At 44.1% G+C, this 14,885-nt stretch carries 17 protein-coding genes; 9 read left to right on the top strand and 8 right to left on the bottom strand.

All coding sequences use genetic code 11. The annotated features are described in order from the left end of the window. The first annotated feature begins 3 nt into the window (after nt 1-3). From CRENPOLYSF2_RS05790 to galE, 4 genes are read left to right on the top strand one after another with little or no spacing between them, the layout of a single operon-like run. Nucleotides 4-984 carry a PhoH family protein gene (locus CRENPOLYSF2_RS05790; RefSeq protein WP_087143003.1) on the top strand — a complete coding sequence of 327 codons (981 nt, stop codon included), beginning with the start codon at nt 4-6 and terminating at the stop codon, nt 982-984. After that, entirely contained in the window at nt 981-1,442 is a 462-nt protein-coding gene (gene ybeY / locus CRENPOLYSF2_RS05785; protein WP_087143002.1) for an rRNA maturation RNase YbeY, read from the top strand. Before CRENPOLYSF2_RS05790 ends, ybeY begins: the two co-directional genes overlap by 4 nt. Further along, entirely contained in the window at nt 1,439-2,281 is an 843-nt protein-coding gene (locus tag CRENPOLYSF2_RS05780; protein ID WP_087143001.1) for an HlyC/CorC family transporter, read from the top strand. The genes ybeY and CRENPOLYSF2_RS05780 overlap by 4 nt, the downstream gene beginning before the upstream one ends. A 15-nt stretch (nt 2,282-2,296) precedes the next feature. Further along, nucleotides 2,297-3,352 carry a UDP-glucose 4-epimerase GalE gene (galE, locus tag CRENPOLYSF2_RS05775; RefSeq protein WP_087143000.1) on the top strand — a complete coding sequence of 352 codons (1,056 nt, stop codon included), beginning with the start codon at nt 2,297-2,299 and terminating at the stop codon, nt 3,350-3,352. Nucleotides 3,353-3,386: 34 nt separating this feature from the next. Here the strand turns inward: galE and CRENPOLYSF2_RS05770 are convergent, their stop codons facing one another. After that, on the bottom strand, nt 3,387-4,292 hold the full coding sequence (locus CRENPOLYSF2_RS05770; RefSeq protein WP_087142999.1) for a 5'-nucleotidase: 906 nt from the start codon (nt 4,290-4,292) through the stop codon (nt 3,387-3,389). Between the two features lie 15 nt (nt 4,293-4,307). Next, nucleotides 4,308-5,315, bottom strand: coding sequence for a hypothetical protein (locus tag CRENPOLYSF2_RS05765; protein WP_087142998.1), 1,008 nt, complete (start codon nt 5,313-5,315; stop codon nt 4,308-4,310). Between the two features lie 194 nt (nt 5,316-5,509). Between CRENPOLYSF2_RS05765 and CRENPOLYSF2_RS05760 the strand changes: the two genes are divergently transcribed. Genes CRENPOLYSF2_RS05760 through CRENPOLYSF2_RS05750 form a run of 3 tightly spaced genes read left to right on the top strand, consistent with a single transcriptional unit; the run spans nt 5,510 to nt 6,919 of the window. After that, nucleotides 5,510-6,034, top strand: coding sequence for a glycine cleavage system transcriptional repressor (locus tag CRENPOLYSF2_RS05760; RefSeq protein ID WP_087142997.1), 525 nt, complete (start codon nt 5,510-5,512; stop codon nt 6,032-6,034). An 8-nt stretch (nt 6,035-6,042) separates the two neighbouring features. Beyond that, nucleotides 6,043-6,516 carry a peroxiredoxin gene (locus CRENPOLYSF2_RS05755; protein WP_087143029.1) on the top strand — a complete coding sequence of 158 codons (474 nt, stop codon included), beginning with the start codon at nt 6,043-6,045 and terminating at the stop codon, nt 6,514-6,516. A gap of 10 nt (nt 6,517-6,526) precedes the next feature. Then, complete coding sequence (locus CRENPOLYSF2_RS05750; RefSeq protein ID WP_272867691.1) at nt 6,527-6,919, top strand: YchJ family protein; 393 nt, start codon at nt 6,527-6,529, stop codon at nt 6,917-6,919. Between the two features lie 319 nt (nt 6,920-7,238). Here CRENPOLYSF2_RS05750 and hisG read toward each other — a convergent pair whose 3' ends face one another. From hisG to CRENPOLYSF2_RS05720, 6 genes are read right to left on the bottom strand one after another with little or no spacing between them, the layout of a single operon-like run. Then, on the bottom strand, nt 7,239-7,868 hold the full coding sequence (gene hisG, locus CRENPOLYSF2_RS05745) for an ATP phosphoribosyltransferase (protein WP_087142995.1): 630 nt from the start codon (nt 7,866-7,868) through the stop codon (nt 7,239-7,241). Nucleotides 7,869-7,880: 12 nt separating this feature from the next. After that, nucleotides 7,881-9,146: a UDP-N-acetylglucosamine 1-carboxyvinyltransferase gene (gene murA, locus CRENPOLYSF2_RS05740; protein WP_087142994.1), complete on the bottom strand. Its 1,266-nt coding sequence runs from the start codon at nt 9,144-9,146 to the stop codon at nt 7,881-7,883. Nucleotides 9,147-9,191: 45 nt separating this feature from the next. Beyond that, nucleotides 9,192-9,494, bottom strand: a complete 303-nt coding sequence (locus CRENPOLYSF2_RS05735; RefSeq protein ID WP_245807914.1) for an STAS domain-containing protein — start codon at nt 9,492-9,494, stop codon at nt 9,192-9,194. A gap of 2 nt (nt 9,495-9,496) precedes the next feature. Then, entirely contained in the window at nt 9,497-9,964 is a 468-nt protein-coding gene (gene mlaD, locus CRENPOLYSF2_RS05730; RefSeq protein WP_087142992.1) for an outer membrane lipid asymmetry maintenance protein MlaD, read from the bottom strand. 1 nt (nt 9,965) lies between these two features. Next, entirely contained in the window at nt 9,966-10,748 is a 783-nt protein-coding gene (gene mlaE, locus CRENPOLYSF2_RS05725) for a lipid asymmetry maintenance ABC transporter permease subunit MlaE (protein WP_087142991.1), read from the bottom strand. A gap of 12 nt (nt 10,749-10,760) precedes the next feature. Further along, on the bottom strand, nt 10,761-11,588 hold the full coding sequence (locus CRENPOLYSF2_RS05720; protein ID WP_087142990.1) for an ABC transporter ATP-binding protein: 828 nt from the start codon (nt 11,586-11,588) through the stop codon (nt 10,761-10,763). 310 nt (nt 11,589-11,898) lie between these two features. On the opposite strand from CRENPOLYSF2_RS05720, the gene CRENPOLYSF2_RS05715 reads away from it, so the two are divergent. Then, nucleotides 11,899-13,044, top strand: coding sequence for a hypothetical protein (locus tag CRENPOLYSF2_RS05715; RefSeq protein ID WP_087142989.1), 1,146 nt, complete (start codon nt 11,899-11,901; stop codon nt 13,042-13,044). 566 nt (nt 13,045-13,610) lie between these two features. Next, a complete protein-coding gene (locus CRENPOLYSF2_RS19170) occupies nt 13,611-14,489 on the top strand; it encodes a phage tail protein (RefSeq protein WP_087142988.1) in 879 nt (292 codons plus the stop codon). Nucleotides 14,490-14,885 lie beyond the last annotated feature (396 nt).

Below are 14,885 nucleotides of genomic sequence, written 5' to 3'. Positions count from 1 at the left end.
TTGATGATTTCACAGGAATTGTGTTTACTCCCCGCCGATAATGAACGTTTATCTAATTTTTGTGGCTGTACCAATGTCAATTTGCGACAAATTGAAACCCGTTTAAAGGTCGATATCGCCAATCGTGGCAACCAATTTGAAGTAACGGGGCTTGAGGAGGCGGTAAAAGCGGCTTGTGCCGTTATGCAAACATTGTTTAACAGCACCGAAAACGAACGATTGACCCCAGAGCTGATTCATTTGGCGATGCAAGATGCCTCGATTAATGACTTATTAGCGGAGGTGTCGGTTGAAACCGTGCCACCCAAACAAATCAGCATAAAAACCAAATGCGGCAATATTAAAGGTCGCGGTGTTAACCAGCAAAACTATTTGCGGCAGATTTTTTTGCACGATATTAATTTTGGCGTAGGACCTGCGGGTACGGGTAAGACCTATCTGGCAGTGGCGTGTGCGATTGAGGCGTTGCAGACTGAAAAAGTGAAACGCATTATTTTGGTGCGTCCAGCGGTAGAAGCCGGTGAAAAACTGGGATTTTTGCCCGGTGACATGGCGCAAAAAGTCGATCCGTATCTTCGGCCATTATACGATGCGTTATATGATATGCTCGGCTTAGAGCGAGTAGAAAAGTTGATTGAACGCGGGGTTATAGAAGTTGCGCCGTTAGCGTTTATGCGTGGCAGAACCCTGAACGATGCATTTATCATCTTGGATGAAGCACAAAATACCACCGTTGAGCAAATTAAAATGTTTTTAACGCGGCTGGGCTTTGGCTCAACAGCGGTTATAACGGGCGATATTACCCAGATTGATTTGCCGTCTGAAAAAATGTCGGGGTTACGGCATGTGTTAGACGTGCTAAAAGACGTGGAAGGCATCAGCTTTACGTTTTTTGATGTGCGCGATGTGGTCAGACATCCGTTAGTGCAGCGCATTGTATTGGCTTATGAAACCTATGATAAAAAGATGAAAGCCAATCAGTGAATTATATAGAGTTACAAAATGTCTGTGAATCGCCCGATGTGCCGAGTTTAGCGCAGTTACAGGTCTGGGTAGATGCCGCGTTAACAGAGCTTGACCACGATAACGAAATCGTGATCCGCTTGGTTGACGCGTCAGAAAGTCAGGCGTTAAATGAACAATATCGCCATAAACACGGTGCGACCAATATTTTAAGTTTTCCTGTCGAAATACCTGACGGTATTGAGCTGGATTTACTGGGTGACTTGGTGATCTGTGTCCCTGTTGTCGCCAAAGAAGCGCTAGAGCAACACAAAACCTTGCTGGATCACTGGGCACATATTGTTATTCATGGCGTATTGCATCTTCTGGGCTATGATCACATTGACGACGGTGAAGCAGAGATCATGGAAAGTAAAGAAATCGCGTTATTACAACAGCTGCATATTGATAATCCGTACCGTTTGGTGAATGACGAATGAGCGAAGATCAGCCTCCCAGTAGACACTCCCCGCATAAGAGCTGGATCGAGAAAATCGTCCATTTGCTGACCGGGGAGTTGCAAGACATGGATGATTTATTGGAAATATTGCGAGAGGCGCGTGAAAAACGCTTATTAGATACCGACGCGCTGATTATGATTGAGGGCGTGTTACAGGTATCACAGTTACGGGTGCGCGATATTATGATTCCGCGCATACAAATGGTGGTTGTGCCTAAAGATGCTGAATTGGAAACTATTTTTCCGCTGGTGATCGAATCGGGGCATTCGCGTTATCCGGTTATTGATGGAGATCGCAGCAAAGTTGTCGGTATATTGCTGGTGAAAGATTTATTAGCACATGTACTAAAGAACAAGTTGTTACTGGTTCAGGATATTATGCGTCCGGCCAGTTTTGTGCCAGAAAGCAAACGCCTGAACGTGTTGTTAAAAGAGCTGCGCACTAACGGCAATCACATGGCTATCGTCGTGGATGAGTATGGCCAAACCGCCGGTTGCGTGTCGATTGAAGATGTCTTGGAGCAAATCGTGGGTGAAATTGAAGACGAACACGATGATTTTGAAGACAAGGATTACGTCACCCAGCGTAATGAACACGAATACATGATTAACGCCTTAATGCCTATTGATGAATTCGATGAGTATTTTTTAACACAATTAACCACCGATGAATACGATACGGTCGGCGGTTTAATCGTTAATCAGTTGGAACACATGCCCAAAAAAGGTGAAAGCCTGGTGGTGGGGCATTTAAAATTTGAAGTCATTAGAGCCGATACACGGCGCATACATCTCATTAAACTAAAAATACTTGAATAAGGATAGGTGAACAACATGGATAAACACACCGTTTTAGTGACCGGTGGGGCGGGGTTTATTGGTAGCCATGCCTGCATCGAGTTATTGCAAGCAGGTTATCAGGTAGTGGTGGTGGATAATTTATCTAACAGCAAAGTCGAATCGCTGTCGCGCGTACAGCAGATTACCGGTAAAACCTTACAGTTTTATGAGGCGGATATTAGAGACAAATCCGCATTAACCGAGATTTTTGCCGAAGAATCTATCAACACGGTGATACATTTTGCAGGTCTTAAAGCGGTGGGCGAATCCTGCCAACAACCGTTAAATTACTACCATAATAATGTCTACGGTACGCTGGTACTGCTGGATGTTATGGTAGCGGCCAATGTAAAACAATTGGTTTTCAGTTCGTCTGCTACCGTGTATGAGCCTTCTACAACCAACGCCCAGTATTCTGAAGATTTGCCGCTAGGTGCAATCAATCCTTACGGCCGCTCTAAAGTGATGATTGAGGATATTTTACGCGACCTATCGGCGGTAGATAAACTTGGCTCAACGAACACGCCGTGGAAAATTGCCTTGCTGCGCTATTTTAATCCCATCGGCGCACACGAAAGTGGTCTGATTGGTGAAGATCCAAACGGCATTCCCAATAATTTGATGCCGTATGTCACGCAAGTGGCCATCGGTAAGCTAAAACAATTATCGGTATTTGGTAACGATTACCCAACACCCGATGGCACGGGCATCCGTGATTATATTCATGTAGTCGATTTGGTAAAAGGCCACATTAAAGCCATAGAAACCATTGAAAGTGCGGCGTTTAATAACGGCGGCTGCCATGCCTATAACTTGGGCACCGGCAAAGGTTACAGTGTGTTAGACATTGTTAATGCCTTTGAAAAAATGACGGGCAAAACACTGCCGTACCAGTTTTCACCCAGAAGAGCGGGAGATTTAGCAGAATGTTTCGCTAATCCTGAACGCGCCGCTAAAGAGCTTAACTGGACAGCTGAAAAAAATCTGGACGATATGGTAGCGGATACCTGGAAGTGGCAAGTCCAAAATCCTCAAGGCTATGCAAGCTGAGTTTTTTTGTTAATGCGCCATGTTGCCAATTGATTTAAGCATCAGGTTTTTTTTGGTTAATAATGCCATGCGGAACGTGAGCTGCTGCAACATGTTGCGCGGCGGATTCACAATGACCTTCTTGATCGTCAAAGAAAATATCGGCACCGAAAGCTTTCAAAAATTCGCCTTTGGGCATGCCACCTAAGAACAGCGCTTCATCTATACGGATGCCCCAGGCTCTTAAGGTTCTTACAACACGTTCGTGCGCTGGAGCAGCGCGTGCGGTTACCAAAGCAGTTCTGATGGGCGCAGTGTCTGGATCGCATTGGGTTTGAATATGATGCAAAGCGCTTAAAAAATCTTTAAAAGGCCCGCCAGGTAAGGGTTTTTTAGCTTCGGTACGCTCATTTTCGGCAAATGCAGTTAAGCCGCGTTGTTGGTAAATACGCTCAGATTCATCGGAAAATAACACCGAGTCGCCGTCAAACGCAATGCGTAGCTGGTCGGGGTGGCTGTCGATTGACGAACCGCACAAAATGGTGGCGGCTGCAAAACCCGCATTCAGGGTTTTGGCAACATCATCGGCGTTAGTGGATAAAAACAAATGGGCACCAAATGCAGCCATATAACCGTACGGCGATACGCCGCTGGTAAAAGCGGCACGGGTAATGTGTAGGCCGTGGTGAGCAATGGAATTAAAAATTCGAAGTCCAGTATCGGCGCTGTTTTGTGATAATAAAATGATTTCAACCAAAGGATCATCTGGCGTTTTTTCGTTAAGCGCCAAAAATTTTCTGACCAGCGAGAAACCGTAACCCGGTTGTAAAACCTCGTCTTCATGCTCAATTTGGTAACGTAAAAACGCTTCTTTGCCCTGTTTTTCAAACACGGCGTGGGACTCGTCTAAATTAAATAACGCGCGGGAGGAGATAGCAACGACTAATTTTTGTTTTCTCATAAGGTTTATTGCGTTCTACACTAAGCCGCTCACCGCAGCAATTAAAGAAACACCGGCCAAAATGCCGGCGAGTATGCTAAACAGTACAGCAGTTCTAATGGATTTTTCCAGTTGGGTGATGCGTTTTTTCAAGTGTGCGTGGCTCTTCTCTTGTTCGGCTTTAAATAAAGCCCATTCGGAGTTGTGTACAGTTTCATTAATGGTTGACGTAAAGGTAACAGAGGTTTGGATGTGCTTATCAAAATCACTACGTGTTGCCTGATGCAGTGCCGTCTGTGTAACAAAATTATTAAGAATAGCAGCATCGTCGGCAACTTTTTCCACGGGTGTATGATTATCAGCTAGACTTGATATGTTTTCCGTAGGACATGCGAATACGTCAGCACTCAATGCCTCGCTAACAGGCTTATCATATTTATCGACTTCACGCGGACTATTAAACGGTTGGTGTGCTTGGTAAGCCGACATTGGTTTTTGTATGTTAGTGCTTTGCACGATTGTATCCGCAGACACGATAACAGAGGCGCTCGGTGCTACTGTGATATTATCCAATGCTGTAGGGATAGCAGTTGCTGCTATAGTTACATCGGCAAGCATGACTGAGGTATCAGGATAACCAGCACTATTGGCTACCGATATTATTGTGTCTGAACGACTTAACGCTGTAATAATGGAGTTGTTATCTGTGTTAGCTAATGCGGTGTCGCTGTTTTTTAAGATTATGGGTTTTTGAGGCTCATCAATGACAGCGATAATTTCAACAGGGAAGTGAGGTATTTTTTCAACTAAAGTGTCCATAAACAACGTAGAATCGTGAAAATCATCTATCGTTTTAATATCTAGCAATGCTTCGTGGCTATTAAATGCGGAAAACTGGGTGGTAATTTCTGGCATATCCAAGCTATCGAAATCGCTATGAGCCAATAAGCGATTAATACTGTCCGCACCCTCTAACGTGACAATATGATCGGTATCGATACCTGTGTTCCAAAAATGCGATTTTTTATCTTTTAACGATGACATATTTACAACGATTAATTAAGATTACAATAGCCCTACTGATTTTTTTTACTGTAGGATGAATAAGCTATACTGTTTACTATGAGATGACAGGCAGATTATGTGCCGATGTTTATTTTATGACAATAAAACCTAATGTTAGTCAAATTTTATTAATTTGATGCTAATCTACTCAAAATAAAAAATTTAAAAAAATAATGCAACTAGCCATCACTGTTTTAGGTAATAACAAAATCAATTTCGTTGCCGAATTGCTGCCTGCTGTGCGCGATTGTAAATGCAGCATTATGGAAATACGAACAACCAAATTAGCGCAATCAACCGCAGCGTATATGCTGATACAAGGTAACTGGAATCAAATTGCTAAGTTTGAAAGTACATTAGAACTTATTCAAACGCGTCTGGAGATAAAAATACATACCTTGCGTCCAGAAGCCAAGGATAAGGGCAAAGATTACATGCCGTATTCATTAGAAACCATCTCTTTAGATCGCGCTAATGTTGTGGAGTCTATCACGTCTTTTTTATATGACAGGGAAATAGAGATTGAAGAAATCACTGGCAGCTGTTATCAAGCGCCATACATTCAATCTTCGGTATTTTCCACCAAATTTATTTTATTGATTCCACCGCAATTACATTTATTGTCGCTGCGTGAAGAGTTTTTAGATTTTTGTGATCAATCTAATATTGATGCCATACTTGAACCCATAAAACGTTAACTAACATGATGCCTCATCCCGTTATCGGTACGATTATTACTGATATTGCTTTACCATCGACAGGCGATAAAACGGTTAAATTATCCGATTATCGGGGTAAGTATCTGGTCTTGTATTTTTATCCTAAAGACAATACACCCGGTTGCATACTGGAAGGTCAGGCGTTTCGGGATAATATCGATAAATTTACCCAGTTAAACGCGGCTATTATTGGTGTATCGCGTGATAGTGTCCGTGTTCATGAAGGCTTTAAGTGCAAACAACAGCTCCCATTTGACTTGCTGAGCGATACCGATGAAACTTTGTGTCAATGGTTTGATGTCATCAAACTAAAAAATATGTACGGCAAACAAGTTTTGGGTATAGAGCGCAGTACATTTTTAATTGATCCCGCTGGAATACTGGTATATGAATGGCGCAAAGTAAAAGTTAAAGCCCATGTCGATGAACTTTTACAGGTTTTAAACGCAGTTTCTGCTTAACTTATTAGCTATGGCGGATTGTTATTGTGGATTGAAGCTGCATTATTCTGACTGCTGCGAGCCATATCACAATACATCTAAATTGGCACAGACCGCAGAAGTGCTAATGCGGTCACGCTACAGCGCTTTTGTTGTAAAGCATGTGGATTATTTATTGGCAACATGGGATGCGACTAAATGCCCGGCTAATCTGAATCTTTCTAACGATACAACTGTCTGGTTACGACTAGAAATTATCCGTTGTCACAAAGGACGGGAGACTCACAGCCAAGGCACAGTTGAGTTTAAAGCCTATTATCAACAAGACGGTCAGCATTTTGTATTGCATGAGATTAGTCGCTTTAAAAAAAATCAGGGTACTTGGTTATATATTGATGGTGCCACTAAAGTGAGTGAGCAATAGTATGATTTTTACAGATCATTTATGCTGACACTTTAGTGGGGGCAACACCAAAGTGTAATCACATCGGCATCTGGCAATACTACCGCGAGCATTCACCAGCAAAAATAACTAACCTACACTTACAGCGTTTTCACAGTTCAATAGTTACAGCGTAACCGTTCGCACTGAGCTTGTCGAAGTGTGCCGTTCATGCTTCGACAAGCTCAGCACGAACGGTGGCTGCAACTGTCCTAAGTTGAAAACGCTGTACATACAGCATACAACGCAGTGGGCACTGTAATATATGCGCAAATATATGCGCAGACCAAGGTGATAAAGCTTAATTTTTTTGGGCAATATTTTTTTCAAGCTGATCAAGCAAACTGGCAATGGCCTGATTTTTCATCTTCATAGCCGCTTTATTTACCACCAAACGCGAACTGATGTCCATAATATGCTCACGCGGTTCCAAATCGTTCGCTCGCAAAGTATTGCCAGTATCCACCAAATCCACGATGCAATCCGCTAAACCTACCAACGGCGCAAGCTCCATAGACCCGTACAGTTTGATAATTTCCGCCTGGATACCTTGACTGGCAAAATACTTCTGGGCAATTTTTACGTACTTGGTAGCCACCCGAATACGCCCGTATGGCGGCGGTGCATTTTTGTGCGCAGCGGTCATTAAACGGCAACGGGCAATGTTTAAATCCAGCGGCTCGTACAGGCTTTCTGCGCCGTGTTCCAATAACACATCCTTACCGGCAATACCTAAATCCGCTGCACCGTATTCGACAAACGTCGGTACATCAGTCGCACGGATAATGACCAACTGCACGTCATCGCGCGTGGTACGCAAAATCAATTTGCGGCAGGTTTTGGGGTCATCAATCGGCTCAATGCCAACTTCGGCCAATAACGGCAAAGCTTCCTCGTAAATACGGCCTTTGGAGACTGCAATTGTTAACATAGCGCTTACTCCTCAGTTCGGTACGCGACGGATAGTCGCGCCCAATTGCGTCAGTTTTTCTTCAATATGGTCGTAACCACGATCAATATGGTAGATACGATCTACCAAAGTATCACCTTCTGCAATTAAAGCCGCAATCACCAAACTGGCCGAGGCACGTAAATCTGTCGCCATCACCGGCGCACCCGTCAGTTTTTTAGTGCCAGTACAAATCGCGGTATTGGATTCCAAACGGATATCCGCGCCCATGCGCTGTAATTCATTGACGTGCATAAAACGATTTTCAAAAATTGTCTCAATAACGACACCAACCCCGTCAGCAACCGTATTCATAGCAATAAACTGCGCCTGCATATCAGTTGGGAAAGCAGGGTAAGGTGCGGTACGTAAAGACACCGCCTTGGGGCGTTTGCCGTGCATATCCAGACTAATCCAGTCTTCACCGGTTTGAATATCGGCACCGGCTTCTATCAATTTATCCAATACCGCATCCAAAATATCAGGGCGGGTGTTTTTAAGCTTAACCTTACCGCCGGTGATAGCCGCCGCACACAGATACGTACCGGTTTCGATACGATCTGGCATAATATTGTAATGGATGCTTTCTTCACCCAATTTTTCCACGCCCTCAATTACCAATACATCAGTACCAATACCGGTAATTTTTGCACCCATTTTATTTAAAAAATGTGCCAAATCACTGACTTCAGGTTCTTTAGCGGCATTTTCCATAATGGTAGTACCCTCTGCTAACACCGCTGCCATTAACAGGTTTTCTGTACCGGTCACCGTAACTTGCTCCAGCACCAGTCGACAGCCTTTTAAACGCTTAGCTTTGGCATGGATAAAACCATTTTCCAGGGTAATTTCGGCTCCCATTTTAATCAAACCATTTAAATGAATATCCACCGGACGTGTGCCAATCGCACAACCACCTGGCAAAGATACATGCGCCTCACCAAAGCGCGCCAATAACGGCCCTAATACTAAAATGGAGGCTCGCATGGTTTTGACCAGCTCATAGGGTGCGACAAAACTGCTGATTTTGCTGCTGTCGATTTCGATGTTCATGCGTTCGTCAACTAACAGATGCACGCCCATGCGGCCGAGCAATTCCAGTGTCGTGGTGATGTCATGCAAATGCGGCACGTTACCGACGGTAACCGGTGAGTGCGACAACAAAGTAGCGGCCAAAATAGGCAGTGCCGCATTCTTGGCACCCGAAATACGCAGCTCGCCAGAAAGTCGTGCGCCACCAGTAATAATTAATTTATCCATACGTAGACCGTTAGTGTTTGATGTAAGCGTTGACAGCTAAGCTAATCAAGGCTGAAGGGTAAAATGGCTAGACAGGTCAAAACCGCTGAGTCCTGCCAGCATGCGTAATTGTTCAGGGATGTTTTTTAACACCAGTTGGCATTTGTGGTTGCGGGCTATTTTTTTCCATTCGATTAACAAGGCCAAACCTGCGCTATCGGCGGCGGTCACTTGGGCAAGATCAATGGTGATTTGCTTAGCCGATGTTAAAAACGCACACACCGTGCTTATCTGGGCGCTTATGGCGGCAAACGTCATCTGGCCTGCCACGCTAAATTGGCCAGCACCTTGCGGGCTAATGGTCAGCACGGTCACTTCTTTTCTTCGGCGGATTTAAACAAGAACTGACCGATAGCTTTTTCAAGAATAATCGCTGATTGGGTGATTTCCAGCACTTCGTTGTCTTTTAAAAAGTCTTCCGAGCCGCCTGGCTCAAGGCTGACATATTGCTCGCCCAACAGCCCAGCGGTAAACACGCTGGCGGTGGTGTCGCTAGGAATATGATTGTATTGTGAATAAATGCTCATTTTAACGACGGATTGGTAAGTCTTGGGATCAAGACTAATATCACTGACCTGGCCTATTTTAACACCCGCCGCCGAAACCGGTGATTTTACTTTTAAAGCGCCGGAATTTTCAAAGCGGGCGACCAGTGTGTAACTGTCCTGGTCGGTAAACGAGCTTAAATTGCTCACTTGCAAGGCCAAAAAGAACAAGGCCGCTATGCCTGCGGCCACAAACAGGCCAACAAAAGTGTCTTGTGTAGAGCTGTGCTGCATGTTAATCATCTCCAAACATGAGGGCGGTCAGGATAAAATCCAGACCCAATATACTAAAAGCGGAATTAACAACCGTCCGTGTGGTGGCGCGACTGATGCCTTCAGAAGTCGGGACGGCATCATAGCCTTCAAACAAGGCGATCCAGCTGGTGATAAAACCAAACACCACGCTTTTGATCACGCCGTTGATGATGTCATCGGTAAAATCCAGCTTGGTTTGCATTTGCGACCAATACGCACCCTCATCAACACCCAGCAAGCCAGAGCCGATAATTTGTCCGCCCACTATGCCGATGGCACTGAACAGCGCCGCTAATAACGGCATGGATATAAATCCGGCCAAAAAGCGCGGCGAAATGATACGTTTAATCGGGTCAACTGCCATCATTTCCATGCCAGACAACTGCTCGGTGGCTTTCATCAGGCCGATTTCGGCGGTTAAAGCAGAACCTGCACGGCCTGCAAACAACAAAGCAGACACGACTGGCCCTAGCTCTCTCACTAAGGATGCGGCGACCATAACCCCCAAGGTTTCTTCTGCACCAAACTCGGACAGGATATAAAAGCCCTGCAAACCCAGCACCATACCGACAAACAAGCCGGAGATGCTGATAATGAGAAACGACAATACGCCGACCGAGTGTAACTGATTTAACAACAAACGCGGACGCAGCAATACGCTACCGATACCCGACAAGCATTGCAGCAGAAAAAAGGTCGCCCGCCCCAGCTTGCTAAAACTGCCGCGCGTACTCTTACCCAACTGGGCAAATAACTCAGTCATAATAACAATCCATTAATAACGCTTCCCTGATGACAATAAATCGTCCAGATAATCTTTTGCCGGATAATGAAAATGCACGGGGCCATCGGCAGCACCGGTCATAAATTGTTGCACCCATTCAGAATCAGACTGTTTAATTTCATCCGGTGTGCCCTGCCCTACCACTTTACCTTCGGAAATAATATAAATGTAATCGGCGATGGCGGCGGTTTCGTGGACATCGTGCGACACGATGATGCTGGTCAGCCCCAGGGTTTTGTTCAAGGCTTTGATCAGATGCACGAGCACGCCCATAGAGATGGGATCTTGGCCAGTAAACGGTTCGTCGTACATAATCATCATCGGGTCAAGCACGATGGCTCTGGCTAAGGCGACCCTTCTTGCCATGCCACCGGACAGTTCGTTAGCCATTAAGTTGCATGCACCGCGCAAGCCGACCGCTTCCAGCTTCATCAGCACCAGCGTACGAATCATGGATTCAGTCAGCTTGGTGTGCTCGCGCAAGGGGAAGGCGACGTTGTCGAAGACGTTCATATCGGTCAGCAACGCACCACTTTGGAACAACATGCCCATGCGTTTGCGCAGGGTGAACAAGTCGGCACGGCGTAACTGGTGAACGTTTTGGCCATCGACCAGCACCGTGCCGCGCTCAGGCAATAGCTGGCCACCGATTATTTTTAATAAGGTAGTTTTGCCCGTGCCGCTAGGCCCCATGATGGCGGTAATTTTGCCGCGCTCGAAATCTAAGGAAATATCGTCAAATATTTTCTTGTTGCCGCGCGAAAACGATAGGTTGGAAACTGAAATCAAGGTATTGAGATGGGAATCGCTATTGGCCATGCGAGAAGTAAATCGTTATTTCCAAATTAACATACCATTGTCTATGACTCGTTGGTGCTAAGTCAATTGATTGTAGCATTGGAGGATGAAATTCAATGTCTATCGCCAAGGCGAAGTGGCATATTTTAAATGATAAGAAAAGGTAATATTCACCCCTGAGTGTGTGCATTACTTCACAGACAGGGCGCTTAGTGATCGTCATACTAGCCACGACTTCGGTGTTATGCGTTTGGTTTTTTCAATCACCTGGCAACAAGTTTAATTAGGAAGCCAACGCTGCCTAGTTCTCATTTTCTTTGGAGATTATCACATGAACACGTTAGAAAAATTATTTTTAGCCGTCAGCGCAGTGCTTTCATTGACTTCAGAAGCAGCGGTCGTGCAGCCGGAAGTTGTAACGTTGGATTCTTATCTAAAAGACTTCCACCCTAGTATATATGCCAATCTTGCGGGACGGAACGTTGATTTTAGCAAATTGGAATCTGCTTACCCAAGTACCATTCATAATGAAACGGCAACACCAGCTATTGTTCTCACCCGCGAACTTCTTATATCGCCACGAAAAGAGTGCTACAAAACAAACGGCTATTTTTTAGAAAACAATTTTGTTGCTACCTGTGTAAGTCAAGACGGCACGCTGGGCAATGGCAGTGGCTTGTTGGGTATAACCCATAATCCCGCCGGAACGGGCACACTTAACACACCTGATTATTTAAGACCCGGCTCGCCTTTTGAATATTTTTCGGTCAGTTTTAACAATGGAAGCCCCGTTTATACCAATAACAACAGCAATGGCCCGTTAATTTCAGGTGCGGATAATATCCCAACAACTATTACACCACTCTATAGGAGCGCTGGCCAAGAAGGTGCTGTACTGGCAACATCTACCATCACACAAGGATCAAATAAATTAAAGATTACACAAAAATACTCTCTTGATCCCAACGCCAGCGAAATTGTTATGCGTACTGAGATAGAAAATACGGGGAAAAATACCGTTAAAAATATACAGTTTGCCCGTGGGCTCGATCCTGATCAAGATTACGATGGATACGGTGAGTTTCGTACGGCTAATCATATAGGCCATACATTTAATTACGGCTTTGGCATCCCCAATGTTGTGGTAGATCCAGACCACATAGCCTGGGCGGGTGGCAAAAATACAAAACTTTTTACTGCACTGTATTCAGTTGATCCGGTTACTCATAAAACCTGCATCAGCGACACCTGGACAACGGTACCAAATAATATTTTGAATGCCATCTGCGGGGTCGCACAAGTTCCCAGCCCTGGCGTTATTTATTCAGATGCCACAATTAATATTGCCTTCAAGGTTGGAGCGCTAAATCCAGGTCAGAGCAAAGTATTTTCATACCGATACCTGTTCGGAAAAACAGCGAAACCTAGAATCGCTTTGCCAGCCATAGTGTTAGAGCCTGTTTTATTAAGTAAATAAGAAAACCTACACCACCCCATAAAAAGCCGTTCATAGCACGATAAAGGCTATGGCGGCTTTTTTAAAAGCCCGCCTACGATTTCAACAAATTAGTACTCAGTCAATATTATTCTGTCGGATGCTATAAAGACCTACGAGGTTTTGAAAACCTCGTAGGTCTTTGCAATACCCGAAAAATAAAGTTGACTAAGACTAGTAAATAATAGCTTTGATTTATTCTAAGGAACGTGCATGAAATAACTTGAATAACTTAAACGCCACCACCGTTCGTGCTGAGCCTGTCGAAGCATGAACTTGCTCAAGTTATTTCGTGCGCGTTCCTAAGCAGTTTTTGTGCCGTAAAGTGTGTGGAATATTCACAGTTGTAATGCATGGTATATGAACTAATCTTCAAATTGCATATAACAATTCGGATTCAAGACTTGATGTTGTTTAGTAGCTTGAATTTATTACGATATGTATCTTCGTATCCTGAAACAGGGTTTTTCATAGCGCATGCTTCACAAAGAGCCAATTTTTTAAGGATAATTTACCTAAATTTAGATTGACGATTTAATGGATTAAAAATGAAAAACAAAAAAATAAAATTATTAGCTTACAGCGCGTTAACAGCAGTTTGTTTAGTTAATAGTGGATTAAGTCATGCCATAGCATTACCAGACATAAAATGCCAACCACCACTTTCAGTCGATGGAGAACTCCAAAAAACAGGTCCGTGTTCAGGAGGTCCGATAGAAACAGATCCTATAGAAACAGGCTCAGGTGGTTTAGATCCGATAAAAACAGATCCGATAGATACAACACCACCCATTGTTATTATATCCAACCCAACTAAAATTAATGCAAAACAACAAGCGCAATTACAATTAGTGGCAATGCCTTTAATTGATAAAGCCGAAGCGGGTTTGTTAAAACCTGCTGAGTTGATTGCTGCTAAAGAACAAACAGCCAAAATTATGGGGCCAAGCAATCCTACCAGTGATCTTCAAGTGGGAGGTATTATGGCATTTGCCAAAAACTCCTGCCCTACCAATTGGAGCGAAACCAATGGTCAGCTATTTCCATTCTTAGTCAGTGGTGCATTAAACTGGGATGGTTTAAATCTATTTCTTGCAACAGATGGAGTACTTCCAATTCAACAAGTAGGTGCCGATATATTTGTAAAATTGCCTGATTTACGTGGCGAATTTATTAGAGGTTGGGATCATGGTAGAGGCGTTGATCCTGGTAGACAAAACAACACTTGGCAAGCTCAACAACAAGCGAATGCCGTGGGCAGTCCACAACTGAATACATGGGGCGATAATCGTCATACAGGCATGGGCGGAAGTTATCCTTTTTTAATATCCTCCGCTACCGGAACGTATAGCGAATTTACACCAAAACCTAATACAGAAATTCGCCCGAGAAACCAAGCGTTTTTACATTGCATTAAAGTAAAATAAAGCATTTGTAATACGGTTCAAGCGTAATTTGGAGATTTTAAATCTGAATTGCGCTTGGTTTTAAAGTTGAAATTTTATTTTGTCGTTCGCATTGATAAATACAAGCAACAAAAGTTAAGGTAAGGAACGCGCACGAAATAACTTGAGCAAGTTCATGCTTCGACAGGCTCAGCACGAACGGTGGTGGCGTTTAAGTTGTTCAAGTTATTTCATGCACGTTCCTAACGTGGGACAAAAAAACAATAACATTCAAGTAGGTTGGGCTGCCTGCTGTTTGGCAACCCAACATTTTACAAGGCCTTGGGAATGTTGGGTTGAGAAAAGCGTTCAACCCAACCTACATTTTGTCCCGTTTTAAGTTGGTATCCGACACGCTCACCACGAATGGCTTAACCT

Origin of the sequence: Crenothrix polyspora, assembly GCF_900163755.1 — a bacterium.
Lineage (GTDB): Bacteria > Pseudomonadota > Gammaproteobacteria > Methylococcales > Methylomonadaceae > Crenothrix > Crenothrix polyspora.
This window is presented reverse-complemented; position numbering and strand designations above follow the sequence as displayed.